The sequence below is a fragment of the Verrucomicrobiia bacterium genome (genome assembly GCA_035765895.1).
Classification (GTDB): domain Bacteria; phylum Verrucomicrobiota; class Verrucomicrobiia; order Limisphaerales; family DSYF01; genus DSYF01.
The window spans coordinates 1-17,516 of the sequence record DASTWL010000050.1; the positions used below are offsets into that span (position 1 = coordinate 1).

Annotated in this window: 12 protein-coding genes; 1 reads left to right on the forward strand and 11 read right to left on the reverse strand. The window is 63.9% G+C overall.

Annotated features, from left to right (window positions below; genetic code table 11):
• From VFV96_10460 to VFV96_10495, 8 genes are all read right to left on the reverse strand, one after another.
• Positions 1-2,022, reverse strand: a 2,022-nt coding sequence (locus VFV96_10460; GenBank protein ID HEU5070816.1) for a hypothetical protein, incomplete at its 3' end; no start/stop codon positions are given.
• A 315-nt stretch (positions 2,023-2,337) separates the two neighbouring features.
• Positions 2,338-5,868: a choice-of-anchor Q domain-containing protein gene (locus VFV96_10465; GenBank protein HEU5070817.1), complete on the reverse strand. Its 3,531-nt coding sequence runs from the start codon at positions 5,866-5,868 to the stop codon at positions 2,338-2,340.
• A 407-nt stretch (positions 5,869-6,275) separates the two neighbouring features.
• Positions 6,276-7,241, reverse strand: a complete 966-nt coding sequence (locus VFV96_10470) for a dipeptide ABC transporter ATP-binding protein (protein ID HEU5070818.1) — start codon at positions 7,239-7,241, stop codon at positions 6,276-6,278.
• Positions 7,238-8,230: an ABC transporter ATP-binding protein gene (locus tag VFV96_10475; GenBank protein HEU5070819.1), complete on the reverse strand. Its 993-nt coding sequence runs from the start codon at positions 8,228-8,230 to the stop codon at positions 7,238-7,240. The genes VFV96_10470 and VFV96_10475 overlap by 4 nt, the downstream gene beginning before the upstream one ends.
• 18 nt (positions 8,231-8,248) lie before the next feature.
• Positions 8,249-9,172 carry an ABC transporter permease gene (locus tag VFV96_10480; protein HEU5070820.1) on the reverse strand — a complete coding sequence of 308 codons (924 nt, stop codon included), beginning with the start codon at positions 9,170-9,172 and terminating at the stop codon, positions 8,249-8,251.
• A 3-nt stretch (positions 9,173-9,175) separates the two neighbouring features.
• Positions 9,176-10,777 carry an ABC transporter substrate-binding protein gene (locus VFV96_10485; GenBank protein ID HEU5070821.1) on the reverse strand — a complete coding sequence of 534 codons (1,602 nt, stop codon included), beginning with the start codon at positions 10,775-10,777 and terminating at the stop codon, positions 9,176-9,178.
• Positions 10,774-11,742: an ABC transporter permease gene (locus VFV96_10490; protein HEU5070822.1), complete on the reverse strand. Its 969-nt coding sequence runs from the start codon at positions 11,740-11,742 to the stop codon at positions 10,774-10,776. The genes VFV96_10485 and VFV96_10490 overlap by 4 nt, the downstream gene beginning before the upstream one ends.
• Before the next feature lie 113 nt (positions 11,743-11,855).
• On the reverse strand, positions 11,856-12,686 hold the full coding sequence (locus tag VFV96_10495; protein HEU5070823.1) for a nucleotide-binding domain containing protein: 831 nt from the start codon (positions 12,684-12,686) through the stop codon (positions 11,856-11,858).
• Positions 12,687-12,756: 70 nt separating this feature from the next.
• On the opposite strand from VFV96_10495, the gene VFV96_10500 reads away from it, so the two are divergent.
• On the forward strand, positions 12,757-13,011 hold the full coding sequence (locus tag VFV96_10500; protein HEU5070824.1) for a hypothetical protein: 255 nt from the start codon (positions 12,757-12,759) through the stop codon (positions 13,009-13,011).
• Positions 13,012-13,173: 162 nt separating this feature from the next.
• Here the strand turns inward: VFV96_10500 and VFV96_10505 are convergent, their stop codons facing one another.
• The 3 genes from VFV96_10505 to VFV96_10515 are packed head-to-tail and all read right to left on the reverse strand — an operon-like array spanning position 13,174 to position 17,515.
• On the reverse strand, positions 13,174-15,492 hold the full coding sequence (locus tag VFV96_10505; GenBank protein HEU5070825.1) for a secretin N-terminal domain-containing protein: 2,319 nt from the start codon (positions 15,490-15,492) through the stop codon (positions 13,174-13,176).
• A complete protein-coding gene (locus VFV96_10510) occupies positions 15,489-16,145 on the reverse strand; it encodes a hypothetical protein (GenBank protein ID HEU5070826.1) in 657 nt (218 codons plus the stop codon). The genes VFV96_10505 and VFV96_10510 overlap by 4 nt, the downstream gene beginning before the upstream one ends.
• Positions 16,142-17,515, reverse strand: a complete 1,374-nt coding sequence (locus tag VFV96_10515; protein ID HEU5070827.1) for a hypothetical protein — start codon at positions 17,513-17,515, stop codon at positions 16,142-16,144. The genes VFV96_10510 and VFV96_10515 overlap by 4 nt, the downstream gene beginning before the upstream one ends.
• Between the last annotated feature and the right edge of the window lies 1 nt (position 17,516).

The window sequence follows — 17,516 nt, forward strand, 5'->3', positions numbered from 1 at the left end:
GTTCACGATGCCGCTGAATGTGCCGCTGCCACCCAGGATCGCACCGCCGAGCTCCAGGTTTTCGGAGACAATGCCGCCATTGAAGGCCACTGTGCCGTTGTAAACCAAGTTGGTGCCGGCGCCAGTGAAAGTGGAGCCGTCGTTAAATTGGTTGCCCGCATTCGCGCCGTAAGCCACGCAGCCGGACCGAACGTCGAGGGCACCGCAATTGACCAGCGGCACCGTAATGGTCGTGATTCCGCCACCCGCACTCTTGCGCAGCGTGCCGTAGTTGGTGATCGCCCCGCCGTTGTAAAGCGACAGTGACTGGTTGTTCTGGATGTCGAACACCGCGCCGGACTGGTTGATAATCCGGCCAAGGCTCCAAAACTCAATGTCGTTCGTGCCGGACCAGGTGATCAGGCCGTGGTTGAGGAGGGTGCCCGTGCCACCCAGGTTTTTCTTCGCTGCCCCCTTGATGTTGAGCACGCCGTTGGTGGCGATGGCCAGCGGACCGCCACTCAAGTCACCGCTGGTCCAGTTCACGATGCCGCTGAATGTGCCGGTGCCACCGAGGGTCGCACCGCCCAGTTCCAGGTTTTCCGACGCGAGGCCGCCGTTGAAGGTCACCGTGCCGTAATATACCAGATTGGTGCCGGCACCAGTGAAGGTGGAGCCGTCGTTAAATTGGTTGCCCGCATTCGCGCCGTAAGCCACGCAGCCGGACCGAACGTCGAGGGCACCGCAATTGACCAGCGGCACCGTGATGATCGTGGTTCCACCGCCCCCGCTCTTGCGCAGCGTGCCGTAGTTGGTGATCGCCCCGCCGTTGTAAAGCGACAGTGACTGGTTGTTCTGGATGTCGAAGACGGCGCCCGACTGGTTGATGATGCGGGCCGAGTTGGCCGTTTCGATGTCGTTCGTTCCAGACCACGTGATCAGGCCCTGGTTGACGAGCGTCCCCGTGCTGTTGATGTGTTTGCCCGCCGGGCCTTTGATGTGGAGCACGCCGTTGGTGGCGATGGTCAGCGGACCGCCGCTCAAGTCACCGCTGGTCCAGCTGACAAAGCCGCTGAACGTGCCGCTGCCACCCAGGATCGCACCGCCGAGCTCCAGGTTTTCGGATGCGATCCCGCCGTTGAAGGCCACTGTGCCGTAGTAAACGAGATTGGTGCCCGCGCCGGTGAAGGCGGAGCCGTCGTTGAACTGATTGCCCGCCCCCACACCATAGGCAACGCAGCCGGATTGCACGTCGAGAGTGCCGTAGTTGACCAATGGCACGGTAACGGTTGTGGTTCCGTTTGCCGCACTCTTGCGGACGATGCCGTAGTTGGTGATGGCGCCGCCGTTGCTGCGTTCGAGCAACTGGTCGTTTCGGATGTCAAACCTCGCACCGGGCTGATTGATGATCCGGGCGGAATTGCCGGTTTGAATGTCGTTGGCCCCCGACCAGGTGATCACGCCGGCATTGAGGAGCACGCCGGAACCGCTGAAATACCGGATTCCCGAACCGATGATGTCCAGACTGCCGTTGGCGGCGATGTTCACCGCACTGCTGATTTCGCCGCCGGTCCAAATCACCTGTCCCGCCACAGTCAGGACCCCGGTGCCGGCGAGCGTGCCACCGGCCAGGCCAAGCACACCGGTGGCGGTGACCGCGCTGGCCCCGTTAAGCGTGAGGTTGGAACCGGCGTTCGTCAGCGTCTGCGCGCCATCACCGCCCAGCGTGAGGCCGGCCACGGTGACGGAAACATTCTGGGTCACCGTGTAAACTCCCGCATTAGTGATGAACACCGTGTCAGCCGCGCCCGGCACGGTATTTGGACTCCAGTTGCTGCTGACGTTCCAAAGCCCGCCGTTGATATTGGTCCAGGTGATGACCGACGCCCGGGCCGTGAGTTCCGCCAGCGCAAGTGAAAGTGTCACCCCAACCCACAGGAGCAGCCGGAGACGGGAGGCCGACCGGCACGGCACCGCAAGCGTCAGGAAATCGACGGACACCGGTTGTCCGCAGGGAAAAACCGCCGACGGCACAGAGTTCATACCCCAGCCTTTCTCCGAAAGTGATGATGCGAAACTTGGGAACTCCTCCAGGTTTCGTTACGCCCGCGGGCGCCTTGCATCAAGGAAACCGAAGTGGATTTCAGCGGAGCTTCTTCGACCAATTATGATAACCACTCTGGGGTCCTGAGAACCGGCGCTGGCAAGAAGGCGGTCCAGACGAGTGCAACGCGCCGCTCAGGATGCGGCGCCAGTTGGGCGTCGTCGTGCGATGCCTGACCCAAAACCCCAAATCTGGAAGTTCGCCTGGCGCTTCCGGATCAGCTCAGTTCCATGCCTGGCCAACGACCTCGGTCGTTACAACCCCAGATTCTCGTAGGCGCCCATGTCCACCTTTTTGCTGCCGTCGCCATTGCCGTCCAGCACGCGCCAGTTGCCGTCGAGATCCCTTGCTGGAAGCGGTTGGAAACCGGGCACCGTGGGGAAATAGTCCACGTAATTGTTGCCCGCATCAATGCAGGGCGAACCGGACTGGAGACGCAGGTTGCCGCCGAAGCTGTCGATGAATTTGGGATCGGCGTTGATGTTTCCGGCCCCGAGATACGCGCTGGCATCGGGGAGGCAGGTGGTCCGCACCGTCCTGGTCACGCCGCTGCCCGTCACTCCTTTGGTGTTGCCCCACAGGATGCTGTTTTCAATCCAGACAGCGCCGTTGGTAACATTGACGGTGCCGCTCGCTGAAGCCGTGACATTGCTGACGAATGTCGAGTTGAGGACGTAGAGCCGCTTGCTGGCGTCGTTGCCCTGGGCGGAAATGACGCCGTAACCCGCGGCGGTCAAGTTGCCCCAGAAGACGCTTTGCAGCACCTCGGTCTTGAGCCCGCCGGCTTGATAGAGGAAGTCTGCCAAGTAAAGGGCGGAACCACCATTGGCCGCCGTGTTCCCCAAAAATTCACAGTTCGAAATCCTCGCCGAGGCGGGGCGCAGGACGTTAATGCCGCCGCCCCGCCCGGACGTGACGTTCCAGGCAAAGGTGCAGTTCTCCACAAGGAACGCGCCCTGCCCCACTGCGAGCCCGCCACCATCCCCGGTCCCCACGTTCTCGTAGAACTGGCAGTTGGTGATGATGAAGCTCTGCAGCGGCTCGGCGTAGATTTGTCCCTGGCAAAGCATCCCGCCCGCACCGCCGGTGCCGGCACCGTTCTGCAGGAAGAGGCAATCCGAGATGACGTAGGGCTCGGTGGTTGCCACCGGCAGCCAAATCCACAACCCGGCACCGTTCACCCCGTAGTTGGCGCGGAAAAAGAGATTCCGAATCTGCGGACGTCCGTAGGAAAACAGGCCGCCGCCGTAGGAGTTCTCGATGGCGTTGCCGCCGGTGATGGTAAAACCGTCAAAGATGGTCCCGGCCCCGACGCCGGTGCTCGCGAAACAGACCGTGTGACTGTTGTCGTTGTAAGTGGTGGGATCATCCCATGGGGTGCTGGTATCGTTCCCCAGCAGGTCGCCCGACAGGATGGTGTCATTGGAAAGCGGGTCCCGGTTGCGCTGGCTCTGCTTGGTTTCCACCCCGCTGAAACCGCCGTAGAGCGCAGTATTGTTGACCAGTTCAAACCGGGCGGCCCGATTGGTCGTATCGGTCGTGGGCTTGTAAATGCCGCCGGCCACCCAGATTTCAGCGACATCATCATCCGCGCCCGGTGTCGTCGCCCCCGACCGGGCAAGGCTCAAGGCATCCTGGAGGTTGGTGAAGGCGGCATCCCAGGTGAGCCCGTTGGTCGGGCTGTTGCCGCCATGCACGGCGTCCGCCTTCACGCGGAGCACCTTGGCGGAGACAAGCGGATGCGGATCCACGTTGTCGGGCAACCCGTCCTCGTCGGTGTCCGGCTTGGTGGGATCGGTGCCTTGTTGAAGTTCCTGCAGGTCGGTCAGGCCGTCGCCATCCTGGTTTGCCTGGGAAGGGTCGGAATACACGTGATACGTTCGCGCCGGCAGCACCACGTCCCAGCCGGTGCGGACTTCGAAGACATCGGCAAGACCGTCACCATCCGAGTCACCGCTGGTGCTGTCGTCGGTCCGATAATGCTGTTCCTCCGCGGCAAAGAGACCATCCCCGTCTTCATCGCGAACAAACACCAGCAGCACCTCGTCACTGGCCTGGAGCACAAGCTTCTCGAAATCCACATGCGCCGGCAGCGCACCCTGCGCGGACAAGACGACCGCCCAAAAACCATTCGTGGGGCTCGCGGCCGCCACGTTGCGCACGGAGAAGAGCACCCGTTCGTTGGTGGGACTGTTGGTCTGCAAGGTGCGGCGCGGAACGGTCTGGAACGGAATCTGGAGCACGCTGCCCAGGACGTTGCTCAGCGTGACGCCGGCATAGGTCCCGTCGGTGTTCCGATCCACGGCGGTGGCGACGCGATACTCCTCACTCGTGCCATTCCCGTAATCGATGAGCACACGGGCCGTGCGCCAGCGCGTCACCTCTTCCAGGTAGTCGAAGTTCAAGCCGGTGGCATTTTCGAGTTCGTAGAACGCGGGTTCGAGATACAGGCTGTTGGGCCGGGCCAGGAATTGTTTGATCCGGGAAACGTTCAGGTCCGTGGCCGAAACCTGGAGGACCGGCGTGCGGTCCCCGGGCGCAAGCGTGATGCCGTTGACTCCGAGGGCGGGAATCAGGGTGGCCAGCGTCTGCAATGCGGGTTCGCCGCCGTTGCCGGCGCCCGGCTGCATGTAGCGCACCGTCATCCCAAGATCCGTGATCGTGTAGGTGACCGGGCCCGTGTTGATCAGCCGGATGCCGCCGCTCATCGAACCGCTCGCGGCGGTCTCCGTCCGTGTCCGCGAGTCGGTGAGGTAGTCGGAATGAGATTGTTCAACGGTGTGGGACGTCTCGGCTTCAAAGCCCACGGTGAATTCACCGCCCACGCTCACCTCGGTGTTGACGCTGCCCCCCTCCGGGAACGGTCCCACGAAATCAAGTTGCGCCCCCACGCTCACCTGCCAGTTCAAACTCGCCTCCGTGGAGTATTGCATCCGCGTCGAATCGCTGATGCTGAGTTCACCGCCATACTGATGCTCGGTCCCCGCCTCCTCGGCGTATGCCACATCCAGCCGGACGTCCACGGCATCCACCAGTTCCACTCCCAGCCGCGGCACTTCGGCAACCAGCGGGCTGCGGCCGGGCTGATCGTATTCCTCATAATCCGTGCGCCCGTCGCCATCGGTGTCCTCCAGCGTGGGCGAGGTGTGCAGCAGCGAAAGCTCGTTGCCGTCAAAGAGCTGGGCCCTGGGCGGCAGGTTATGACTCGGCCCGCGCGCATCCCCGTCGGTGTCAACACTGGTGGGCGAACTGTGCCACCTGAACCACTCCTGCCCGTCGGAAAGCCCGTCCCCGTCAGTATCGGCGTTGCGCGGATCGGTGCCAATCAGCCATTCCCAGAAATCGCTCAAGCCGTCACCATCCGAATCAGCCAGCGCCGGATCGCTGGTTACAAACCTCCGCTCGACCAGGCCCGGGTCGCCGTAGCCCGCCGAGTCCACGACGATGAACCAGCCGTTGGTTTCGGTGAACTCGTCCAGGCCATCCCCATCGCCGTCCAACGCAGCCCCCGTGCTCACCAGGCGGAAGAAGGCCATGGCATTGGTCATGGGAATTTCGCAGGCATTCGTCCCCGCAGATACCGGCACATCCTGCCAGATTGGATGGGCGAGGTCCGTCGCTTGCTGGAGGGTTGCCCCCGCGGCACCATCCCAACGCAGCATCAGCTTGTTGCTCGTGCATTCCGCAGACAGACACAAATCAGCAGCCCTCACCGGTGGTGAAACCGCAAGCCACAACGTCGCAAAAAGGATGATGGCCGGATGAACGCAGGGTCTGGTTTTCATGGGGCTCCTTTCGACGGAGGAGAGAGAACGCACCAGGGATTGGGGTTCTGCCAAAACCAACATCGCTGCGTTCCAGGGCGGAGAAACCGGCCGGCCGGACCGGGAAATTCCTGCCGCGAGCGAAGACCGAACGAAACAACAGGAGTCGGGCATTCCGGGAAGCGACAGCTTGAGCGCATGCTCCAGCCTTTCGTCAGGGTTTCTCCTTGGCCTCTCCTAGCGCCAGTTGCTTCCCTACCGCTACGCCCGCGCCGTTCCCCGCACAAGAGCGCCCGGCACGATTTCAGACGTGCTGCTACCGAAGATTAACCGGAAACGCATCTCCGCGGCCACGGCTGAATCGCGATGATACGATCTCCACGACAACCTTGCGGCGGCGAGGCACCTGGGGTCAGCGGGCGGGCGATTCATTTGGCCAGATGACAGGCCGCCCAGTGGCCGCCGGCCACTTCCCGCAAGGGCGGCACTTCAGTGCGGCAACGCGCCTCGGCCACCGGACAGCGCGGATGAAACGGACAACCGGACGGCGGATGAATCGGCGATGGCACGTCGCCCGGCGGCACGATGCGTTGCCGTTTCGAATCCGGATCCACCTCCGGCACCGCCGAGATCAGCGCCTGGGTGTAGGGATGGCGCGGCGCGCGAATCAGCGTCGCAGCCTCGGCCTGCTCGACGATGCGTCCGAGATACATCACCGCCACCTCATGGCTGATGTGCTCGACCACCGCGAGATCATGCGCAATGAACAGATACGCCAGCCCGCGTTCCTGCTGCAAATCCTGCAACAAATTCACGATCTGCGCCTGCACGGACACGTCCAGTGCACTGACCGGCTCATCACACACAATGAGTTCCGGTTCGACGGCGAGGGCGCGCGCAATGCCGATGCGCTGACGCTGGCCGCCGCTGAATTCGTGCGGATAACGCGCCGCGTGACTGGCATCGAGGCCGACTGCGTGCAGCAATTCCGCCACCCGCGCCCGCCGCGCCGCGCGATTCGGCGTCAGTTGATGAATGTCCAGCGCCTCGCCAATGATGTCGCCCACGCGCATCCGTGGATTCAGCGAGCCATACGGATCCTGGAACATGATCTGCAACTTGCGGCGGCGCGCACGCAGGGCGGCCCCGTTCAGGTGCGCGAGGTCTTCGCCGGCGAATAGGATGCGACCCGCCGTGGGCTCCACCAGGCGGACGATGGCCCGGCCCAAGGTCGTCTTGCCGCAGCCGCTCTCCCCCACCAGGCCCAGCGTTTTGCCGGGCGCAAGGCGCAAACTGACATCGTCCACCGCGCGCACAAACTCACGCTGGCGGCTGAACAGCCCGTGCTTCACGGGAAAATGGACCTTCAGGTTTTTGACTTCGAGCAGGCTCACAGAGTGATGGCAGGTTGGGTCGCCGTTGGTTCTTCGCGCCAGAACGGGCACCGCACGTGATGCCCCGATTCGGCCGCGACCAGCGCCGGCACGGCCCGGGAACATTCCGGCCTCGCGATCGGGCAACGCGGTGCGAACCGGCAGCCCGGCGGAAATGCGCCCAGCCGCGGCACGCCCCCGCGAATGGTCGTCAACCGCTGCGCGCCGCCCGCGAGCTTGGGCACGGAATGCATCAGCGCCTTCGTGTAGGGATGCCGCGGGCCTTGCAACAACGCCCGCGCCGGCGCCATTTCCACGATCTGCCCCGCATACATCACGGCCACGCGGTCCGCGATGTCGCCCACCAGGCCAAGGTTGTGCGTGATGAGCAGAATGCTCATGCCGAGCCGCTGTTTGAGGTCGCGGAGCAACTCCATGATTTGCGCCTGAATCGTCACGTCGAGCGCCGTGGTGGGTTCATCCGCGATGAGCAGCTGCGGCTGCGGCGCCAGCGCCATGGCAATCATCACGCGCTGCTGCATGCCGCCGGACAACTGGTGCGGATAATCCAGCGCCCGCCGCTCCGGGGCCGGAATGCCCACCAGCTTGAGCAGCCGCACGACTTCGTCGTCCGTGGCCGCCGCGGGGCGATGCAATTGCAGCGCCTCCTTGATTTGCTTCCCAATGCGGACCACCGGATTGAGCGAAGCCCCCGGTTCCTGAAAAACGCAGCTCACCAAACCACCCCGGATTTCCCGCAGCTTGGCGGCCGCCATGGACAGCACGTCAGCGCCGTTCACGCGAATTTCGCCGCCGACGTATCGCGCGGGCGGCGTTGGAATGAGCCGGACCACGGACATCGCCGTCACGCTCTTGCCGCTGCCGCTTTCGCCCACAAGACACACCGTTTCGCCGGCTTCGATTGCCAGCGAAACGCCATCCAGCGCGCGCAAGCTGGATTTGCCCGCGATGAAGTCGAGTTTAAGGTCTTTGATTTCGAGCAATGGCATTTTGGTCCGTTGGCGGCGTCAGTAGGCGTCCTTGATGCGCGGATCAATCCAGCGGTAGAGCAAATCCACGATCAGGTTCACGGTCACAACGGCGGTGGCGCTGACCAGCACCGTGCCCATGACCATGGGGACATCGAGATTGAACACGCTCTCGACCGCGAGCTTCCCGATGCCGGGCAACGCGAAGACATTTTCGGTAAACAGCACACCCCCGAGGAGCCCCGCCACATCCATGCCCAAAATGGTGATGACGGGGATGAGCGCATTCGGCAGGGCGTGTTTGAACAGCACGGCCGCCTCCGTGGCGCCTTTGGCCCGCGCCGCGCGGATGTAGGGGCTGTCCAGCACTTCGGTCATGTTGGTGTGAATGAGGCGCGAATAATAGCCGATGAACAAAATGGCCAGCGTGGCCGCGGGCAGCAGCAATGAGATGAAGCCGCGCAGACCCGCCACGGGAAACCAGCCCAGCTTGTAGGCCAGCCAGTATTGCAACATGCGCGCCAGCCAGAAGGATGGCAGCGACAAGGACAGCGTCGCGCCCACCAGGGCGCCGCGATCCAACCACGACCCGCGATGTTTCGCCGTGTAAACACCCAGCGGCACAGCCAGCAACATCCACAGCACCACCGCCGTGACTGACAGCGCCGCGGTCACCGGCAGCCGCGTCAGGATGGCGTGCGCCACCGGTTCATCCGTGACAAACGAATGGCCGAGATCGCCGTGCGCCAGTTGCCAGAGGTAGTAACCCAGCCGCTTGATCACCGGCTCGTCGAGGTGATACCGGGCGCGAATCTCCTGCAACACCTGCGGTGAGGCCTTGGGGCCGGCGATGACTTTGGCCACGTCCCCCGGCACGACGTTGATCAACGTGAAGATGAGAATGGCCGTGGCCAGCAAGGTCACGAGGGACCAGAACAGTCGGGTGAGGAGGCGCGTCAACATGCGTCAGGGTTCGGGCCAGACTTTTTCGTAGCGCCACATCCACACCGGATGCACCAGCCTGCCCTTGATGCGCGGGTTCACGAGCACGGGCACCCGTTCGTTCACCAGCGGCACCCAGGGCGCATCAGCCAGGATGCGGCTTTCCGCCTCGCGCAACTGTTCGGTCCGCGCCGCGACGTTCATGTCGCCGGACGCCGCGTCGAGCAGCCGGTTCACTGCGGGATTGTTGTAGAACGCGGCGTTGTTGCAGTCGGTGTCGGTGATGCGTTCGCCGTTGAACAACACGTCCAGAAAGTTGCTGGGATCGGGATAATCCGCGAACCAGCCCCAGACGCCGAAGGCAATCTGATGGCGGGCCGAGGCCTTGATCAGAAACGTGGTGCCGTTGGCCGGTTTCAGTTCCGCGTCGATGCCCACCTGTTGCAGGTCCTGCTGCGCGCCCTCGGCCAGCCGCGCGATTACCGGCAGATCAATCATATACCAAAGCTCGGTCTTGAAGCCGTTCGGAAACCCAGCCTCCCGCAGCAGCGCCCGCGCCTTGGCGGGATCATAGTCGTAGGTCGTCAGCCGCGGATTCGTCCAGCCCAGCGACGTGGGCACAATCCCTTGCGCGACCGAATTGAATCCGCCGGTCAGCTTGACAAGGCGTTCCTTGTTGATGGCATGGTTCACCGCGCGCCGCACCCGCACGTCGTCAAACGGCTTCATCTCCGTGTTCATGAAGATGTAGTCCACGTTCGCGGTATCCACCAGCCTGAGCCAGCTTCGCAGTCGCGGGTCGCGCTTGAAACGGATGGCTTCGGCCGGACTGGCCAGGGTGCGGTCGATTTCGCCCCGCTCGATCATCATCGTGGCCGTGGTGTCGTCCGCGCCCACCATCAGATCGAGCCCGTCCACGTAACCATCCGTGCCCGAGTAATGGGGATTGCGGGCAAAGCGCCAGCGGATGCCGCGCCGCCACTCGGTCAGTTGGTAGGGGCCGGAACCGACCAAATGATATTGGAAGTCGGCGCCGTAACGCTGGACCACGTCGCGCGGCACCACGTCGGCGAAATTCATGGCGAGCACGTAGCGAAAGGTGAATTGCGGCCGGGCAAGTTCCACCACGAACGTCTGCGCGTCGGGTGCGCGCAGCCCGCTCACGTGTGGTGCCTTGCCGGCCACAAACTCCGCCGCGCCCTGGATGCCCATGAAAAAAGTCTGCCCGGGGGAGGCGACCTTGGGATCCAAAATACGCTCGAAGGAAAACACATAGTCGGCCGCCTCCACCAGCCGGCCGTTCGCAAAGCGGACGCCGGGACGCAGGTGGAACGTGTAGGTCCGCGCATCAGGTGAAAGGCTCCAATCCTGCGCCTGGTCGGGAATTAGGTTCACGCCCTCGTCGTAATCCAGCAGCCCACGAAACAGCAGCTTGCACAGTGGCACGGAGGTGTTGTCGTAGGCAATGGCCGGATCGAGCGACCGCAAATCGCTGGGCGTGGACAGGTGCAATACCCCGCCGCGCTTCGGTGTATTGACGTCCCCCTGCTCCGCCGCGGCGCGGCCACCGCCGGCCCCGGCCAGCAGGAGCAGCAGCGGCAACGTCATGAACGTGTTTCGGATCATGGGCGGCGATTCGGATCGAGCACTTCCTGCAACCCCTGGCCGAGCAGGTTGAACGCCAGCACAGTCAGCACGATGGCGACGCCCGGCGCGATCACGATGGCCGGTGCCGAAATGAAGTAAGCCTGACCATCGGCAATCATCGACCCCCAACTGGGCGCCGGCGGCGGGACGCCGATGCCCAAATAACCCAGCCCGGCCTCGAGCAGGATCGTGTTCGCCGTGCTCATGGCCGCGAGCACAATCACCGTAGGCAGGACGTTCGGCAGGATGTGGCGGAAGAGGATGCGCCAGTCGGAGGCACCCAGTGCCCGCGCAGCCTGCACGAACTCGCGTTCCTTGAGGGCCAGCACCTGGCCGCGAATGACGCGCACCATGCCCGGCCAGCACACCAAGCCGATGATGAGGAACACACTCACGAGGCCGCGCTGGAGTTGCACGTCCAGAAACGACCAATGCAGCCACGCCGGGTGCAGGTGGAGAATCTTTCCGTCCATCAATCCCGCGAAGGCAATCGCCAGCAGAATGGCCGGAATGCTGAGGTTGATGTCGGTCAGACGCATCAGCACCAGGTCCAGTTTCCCGCCGTAGTAACCCGCGAACAAGCCAACGAGGACGCCAATGACCGCCGCCGTCAGCATGGCGGCGGTGCCCACCGTCAGCGACACCCGCGTGCCGTAGATCACACGCGACAGCACATCACGCCCAAGATTGTCCGTGCCCAGCCAATAGTTGCGGCTGGCCGGACGCGGCATGCCGTCCGCATCGAGGCCGTTCTGATCCTGCCGAACGGGCTCATGCAGAATGTGCCGGCGCGTCAGCCAGGGCGCGGCGAGGGCCAGCAAGGTGAGGAGCAGGATGAGGCCGGCCCCGGTTTGCACCAGCCGATTTCGCAGGAGGCCGGAGCCGGCCAGCGGGCGATCCGCCGAGATGGGCCCCGCAGTTTCTTCCATTACAACATCAGCCACGCGTTTGAAGGTTGGGCATTTTTATCGGCGCGTTTGCGCCTCGCGAGGTTTTAACGCAGCCGGCGAAGCGCGGCAAGCGCCCGCGTGACCAAAGGAGGCGGATGACGGATCGCTTACTGCGTCAAGACGGCGGGCCAGTCGTAGCTGCCGGGTTTGAAGACAAGCAGCGCCCCGTTGCGCACCGGCGGACGCACGGCGGTAACGCCCCGGCGAAATTCACATTCAATATTCAGCCGTTTCCAGCCCAGCCGCCGCAGCAGTCGCGCGGACGTGGAGCCGCCTTCAACGCACACCCGGTCCGGACGGACGGCGGCCAGCACCTGCCGCACCGTCTCAGTCAGCCACCGGCCCAGCCGCGCCCCTTCCCGCCGCCCCGGCAACGTGGGCTGGCCGATGCCGATGGCCACGCGCGGTTGCTGGCCCAGCGCCTCAATCACCCGGCGCGCCCAGACGGCGCAATGCGCGTGCGCCGGGCCGAGGCCGGCAAACAATTCGTAAGACATCATCAGCACCGGCCAATCCCGCGCGGCACAGCCGGCCAGAAAGTTGAGTGAAGATTCCGCCAGGCTGCCGGAGATGAACAACGTGGTTCCCGCAACGCGCGGAACGGAACGCCGGGCGGAGCGTTGCGGACGGTGCCCACGCTGGCGCAGCAGCGCGGCAAAAAAATCTGCGCCGCCGGCCGCCACGGTGCCGGCATCCACGCGCCGCGCCCAGCGGTGCACGTCGGCCGGGCTGGCAGCTTCGCCCAGGACAACGCCCGCCGGCAGCGGGTCGCTCGTCGGATTGCGCAGCACCACTCGCAGACGACCCGAGGTGCCAAGCAATTCCCGCACCCTGGCCGAGCGCCGTGGATGTGCCGGGTCGGACCGGAAATCCGTTTTGTTGAGGGGAATGCCCTTGATGAAATAGCGCCCGGCCTTGATGACGCTTCCCCGCCTCACAGCGGGTTCACCAGGGCAAGTCCGCCGTCCGCCTGCCAGGCGTCCCAGCCGGTCTGGAGCACTGCCCCAGATGAAAGCCTCGCTCGAACTGTTCGTGACCGGCAACGCCACCAACTTTTCAACCGCGCAACTGATTACGAGTCCAGGCGTGAACACGATCCGGATGACCGTGCTGCCCAAACTGGCCGCTTTCCCGGCGCGCTTTCCGCCCGGTCGTTTTGCGGGCAATTGGACTGGCGCAGGCTTCAACTTCGGCTGGATTCGCTGCCCGTCGGTCCGATCTACCATGGCCAACTGTCCAACCGCCTCGCGGGTGATTCCGTGATGCCGCTGACCACCGTCGAGATGGTCGAAAACGAGGTGGACGCCACGGCGGACAATGGTTCGAACGTCTCGCCCGAATGGCTCGGACAACTCATAAAGCATCAACGCCGTCCGGAAGGGACGGCGTTGGCGCATAAACCAGGCGAGCGGCTTTGGGAATCAACTATTGGCCATGGGTATCCCGGCCAAGGGCCTTGATTTCCTCATCCGTCATCGGCCGGACGTTTTTGAAGCCCTCGTTGCCATTCGTGGCGGGCGGCGTGGCGGCGGGGTTTGTCCACCCGGTTTCCGCCGGCGCCGCGGCATCGGGAGTCGCGCCTGGACTGGCCGTCGCATCTTTCAACTCGCTCGTCTGGGCGGCGTCGGCCTTCGTTTTCGCGGGCGGTGCCGCGTCGTCTGCGCCCGGCTTGATGCCGTCCAGCCGGTCCATTTTATTTTGGAAGTCCTTGTCCTCCTTCTTGAGGCGCTTTTGGAAGCTGTGAATGCCCGGCATGTTTTCCTGCGCGTCGGCCGAGCCCATGGCGGCCATGTGCGGTGTTTCCAACACGGTTGGCCGCATCAACACGACCAACTCCTTGCGATCCTTGGAATTGCTCGTGCTCCGGAACAGGCCGCCAAGAATCGGGATGTCCTTCAACAGCGGCACGCCGGATTTGCTCTTTGTGCCCGAAGAACTCAGGAAGCCGCCCAGCATGATGGTGTCGCGGTTGCTGACGGTGATGTCCGCCGAAAGAGTGCGGCTGGACGTGGTGGGCACCGCGCCCACACCGGTGATTTCCACCGAACCGCTCAACTGTTCGATGGCCTGATCGATCTTCATGACCACAATGCCGTCGGGGTTGATGAACGGCGTGACCTGCACATCGATACCCACGCGCAACTGCTGGTAGGACGAACTCGGCCCGGAGTAGCCGCCACCGTAATAGGTGCTCGTCACGTAGGGAACCGTATCGCCCACGAAGAAGTGACCCGGCGTCGCGTGCGTCGTCATGATGACCGGTTTCTGGATGACTTCCGTTTTGCCGTCGGAAGCGAGAGCTTGTAGCGCCACGTCCCAGTTGGCGCCAAATTTGCCGAAGTAACTCAGACCGTCACTGGCCGGAATGGAGCTGAGCGCATTGGTGCTGCTGGCCACACCGCTGAGGAAATCACGTCCCGTGCCCAGCAGATCCTTCCCGTTGTTGGCCACGCCGCCGCCCGTGAAGGTCGAATTGAATTGCTTCGGATTCTGGGACGCCGACACGCCGAAGTTGAAGCTGTCGTTGGCTGACACGCTCAAGATGATCGATTCGATGAGCACCTGCGCCAGCACCACGTCCAGCTTCGACACGACGTCCTTGATGGTCTGCATGTCCTGGCGAGTGGCGTAAACCAGCAGTGAATTGGTGCGCTCGTCGGCGATGATTTTGGTTTCGCCCAGCACGGTGATGTCACCGCTGGCGTTGGCGCTGCTGGCGCCTGACTTCTGCATGATGCTGCGCAGCCGGTCGGTGAACGTGCCACCGGTATTTCCCTGCGCGCCGATGCCGCCCACGTTGCCCTGCGGATTGTAGCCGGCTCCGGAGTTGATTCCGCCCATGCCGCCGCCCATGCCGCCGCCCACGCCCACGCCGCCGCCAAACCCGGTGGAGCGGCCGCGGGATGATCCGCGGGAACCGCCGCTGGAAGAGCCCACCGTGGTGCCGCCGCTGGCCCCGCTCAGGCTGTTCAACGCGCTCGCGATGTCGCTGGCCAGCGCGTATTTGATCGGGATGACCTCGGAGACAAATTCCGCCGGCACGGACACGTCCACCTGCGCAATCATCTCCAGCATGCGCTTCACGTTTTCCGCGTAATCGCGAATGACCAGGATGCCGTTGGCCTCGATGGGCAGGATGGAATTGGGGATCTTCGCAAACGGTTGCAGGATGGGGAGCATTTCGCTCGGCTTGACGTATTTCAACTGGACCACGTGCGTCACATATTGGCCCAGCTCGGGCAGGGCCTCGGCCTTGCGGGAGTCGAACGGGGCACCTTCCTGATTGGCCTGGGCCACCGGCACGGCTTTTACGAATTTGTCGCCCACGTTGATCATTGCGATGCCATTGATGCCGAGCACTGAATCCATCAGTTGAATCGCCTCGCGGCGCGTCAGTTGGGTCTGATTGCGCAGGGTGATGGTCGGCGCCGGCAGGGTGCTGGGCCGTAAAATCGTGCGGTTCACCAAGTCGCCATACACCGTCAAAAACTCGTCGATCGTGACCGCCTTGAAGTTGATTTCATCCTTGCCGACGATTTTGTTCAGTTCCGCCTCGCTCAAATTCGACAGATGAGACGGCACCGTCACCCGCACATCACCGGCTCCGGCGGCTCCGGCGGGCGCGGGGATGCCGGCGGGACCGCCTGCGGGCAGATTCGGGCGCGGCGGGACGCCGGCCGGAGGTGGCACCTGCGCCCAGAGACTGGTGCAGGTCAACAGGAGAATGGACAGGATGCGTTTCACGGTTTTTTCCTGGTTGCAGTGGAGGGTTGCGGCGGCAGCGCCGGGGGCGCGGCCGGCTTGGGAGCCGTCCGGGGAGCGGGTCGGATGACCGGCGTGGCGGCACGGCCGGCCGGACTCTTTTGATAGTTGGCGACCAGCTTGATGGTGGCCGTAAGCTTGGTGTGCGACGGATCGGGCCGCAACGTCAGGTCGCGCACCCGGATGAGCGAGTTGCCCGTGCCCAAATTGTAGAGGAAATCAATCAGCGCCCCCTCGGTGGAGACGGTCGTGATTTGCTGGCTCTGCTCGATGAAGAACGCGTCGTTGGTGCGGGTGACCGGCTTGGAGTTGGCGGTGATGGAAACCCCCGTCTGCGCGGCCTGCGATTGAATGGCGCGCAGCAGCTCCACGGCTTGATCCTCGCGCGGCACGTCCGCGCCCTGGCCCTGCAGTTTGGCCAGTTCGACGGCGAACTTGTTGGTCTGCGCAATCTCGTCGTTGCGCACCTTGAGTTCCTTCAACGCCTTTTCCCGCCGGAGCCCCATTGTCTCGACGTCGCCAAAGTGCGGCCAGACGTAGAGAAACTGGACGACCACAAACAGCACGATGCCGACGCCCACCACGAGACGCCGCTCGAAGGGGCGCAGATTCAGCTTGTCGAAGGTGTTCGTCATTTGACCTCCGTGCGTTTGAGTTCGAGGCTGAAATTCCAGCTCACCACGCCGCCCACGCCGACGCGATACTGGATGGGATCGCCTTCCTTGAAGAACGGTTTGCCGAGCAACGTCGCCTTGCGCAGGTCGTCGCTGAAGCTGATGAGCGTGGCCTCGTTGCCCACCGGCGCCGAGCCGTTGAGCGTGAGCCGCTGGCCGTCGCTGAAATTGAAGCCATCAAGCGCCACGCCCTCGGGCTGGCGGTCCGCCACCAGCTTCCAGCAATCCAGCGCCGCGAATTTCAAATCCTGCCGGTCCTTGAGCACATCGTAACGGGCGCGAAGCTGGAGGGCGTTCGTGTAGGTGTTGCTGAGTGCGGTCACCTTCTTTTCCACGCTGCTCGTGCGCAGCCACGCCACGCCCAGATAGCTGAAATAAATGCCCACACAAACGAGATACACCAGCACGGCCGCCCCCAGGCCGCGCATCCACAGCCGGTCCACAAACTGTTGGTGATAACGGGCCGCCCGTTCCGGCGGCAGCAGGGTCAGGGTGGGATCGGCCGCCGCGGCGCGCCTGACCGTGCGGGCCGCCAGTTCAGCCGCCGGCGGCGGCGGGACCACCACTGCGGAGCCCACCAGCGCTTCCCGGACGACCGCCTCCCATTTCGGGTTTGTGCCCGGCTTCAGCACCAGGCGCCACTGGGGCGCCGCCGTCAGCCAGCCTTCGATCTCGCCCGCCCAGGCCATTTGCAGGAGTTGCTCGCACAGCGCCGCGGGTTGTTCCCCGGCCGCGGGCAGGACCGCCAGATCCAGGCTGCGCAGCACACCGCCATACCACCACGCGACCAGCGCCGAGTCCACACCGCCCAGGACTTCGGGATAAAGCCACGCCCCGTCGCCCTTGATTTCGGTGGACAGCAGCAAATCCAGCGCGGGCACCTCCAGCCGGTCGGCGAGGTAGCCCTGCCCCTCGAGTTTGCCAAGAAATTCCTCCACGGCGTCCCGCGCCGCGATCACAAAGATGACCGTCTGCTGCGCGTCCTGCCCTTGGGACAGACAATGTATCGTCCAGACCACCTGCCCCACCGGCATCGGCGAAAGCTTTTCCAGCTGCAGTTCCGCCATGGCGACGGTTTCCGAAAAGCTCGCCTTGGGAAATTGCGCGGCCCGGAGGAAGACACGGTCGGCGGGCAGGCTGGCAATGTTGAGTTTGTGCTGCCAGAGGCTGCTCCACGATTTCGCCACCGCATCCGGCAGGGCCTCGCCCGCCCGCAGGGCCACTTCGCGATCGAGCTTGAAATCCTGTCCCTTGGCGTCGAACTGCCACAACCGCCGCGCTTCCGCGCCGACGGCCAGGACATTGCACGTGTTCCAGCGTTTGCCTGCCATC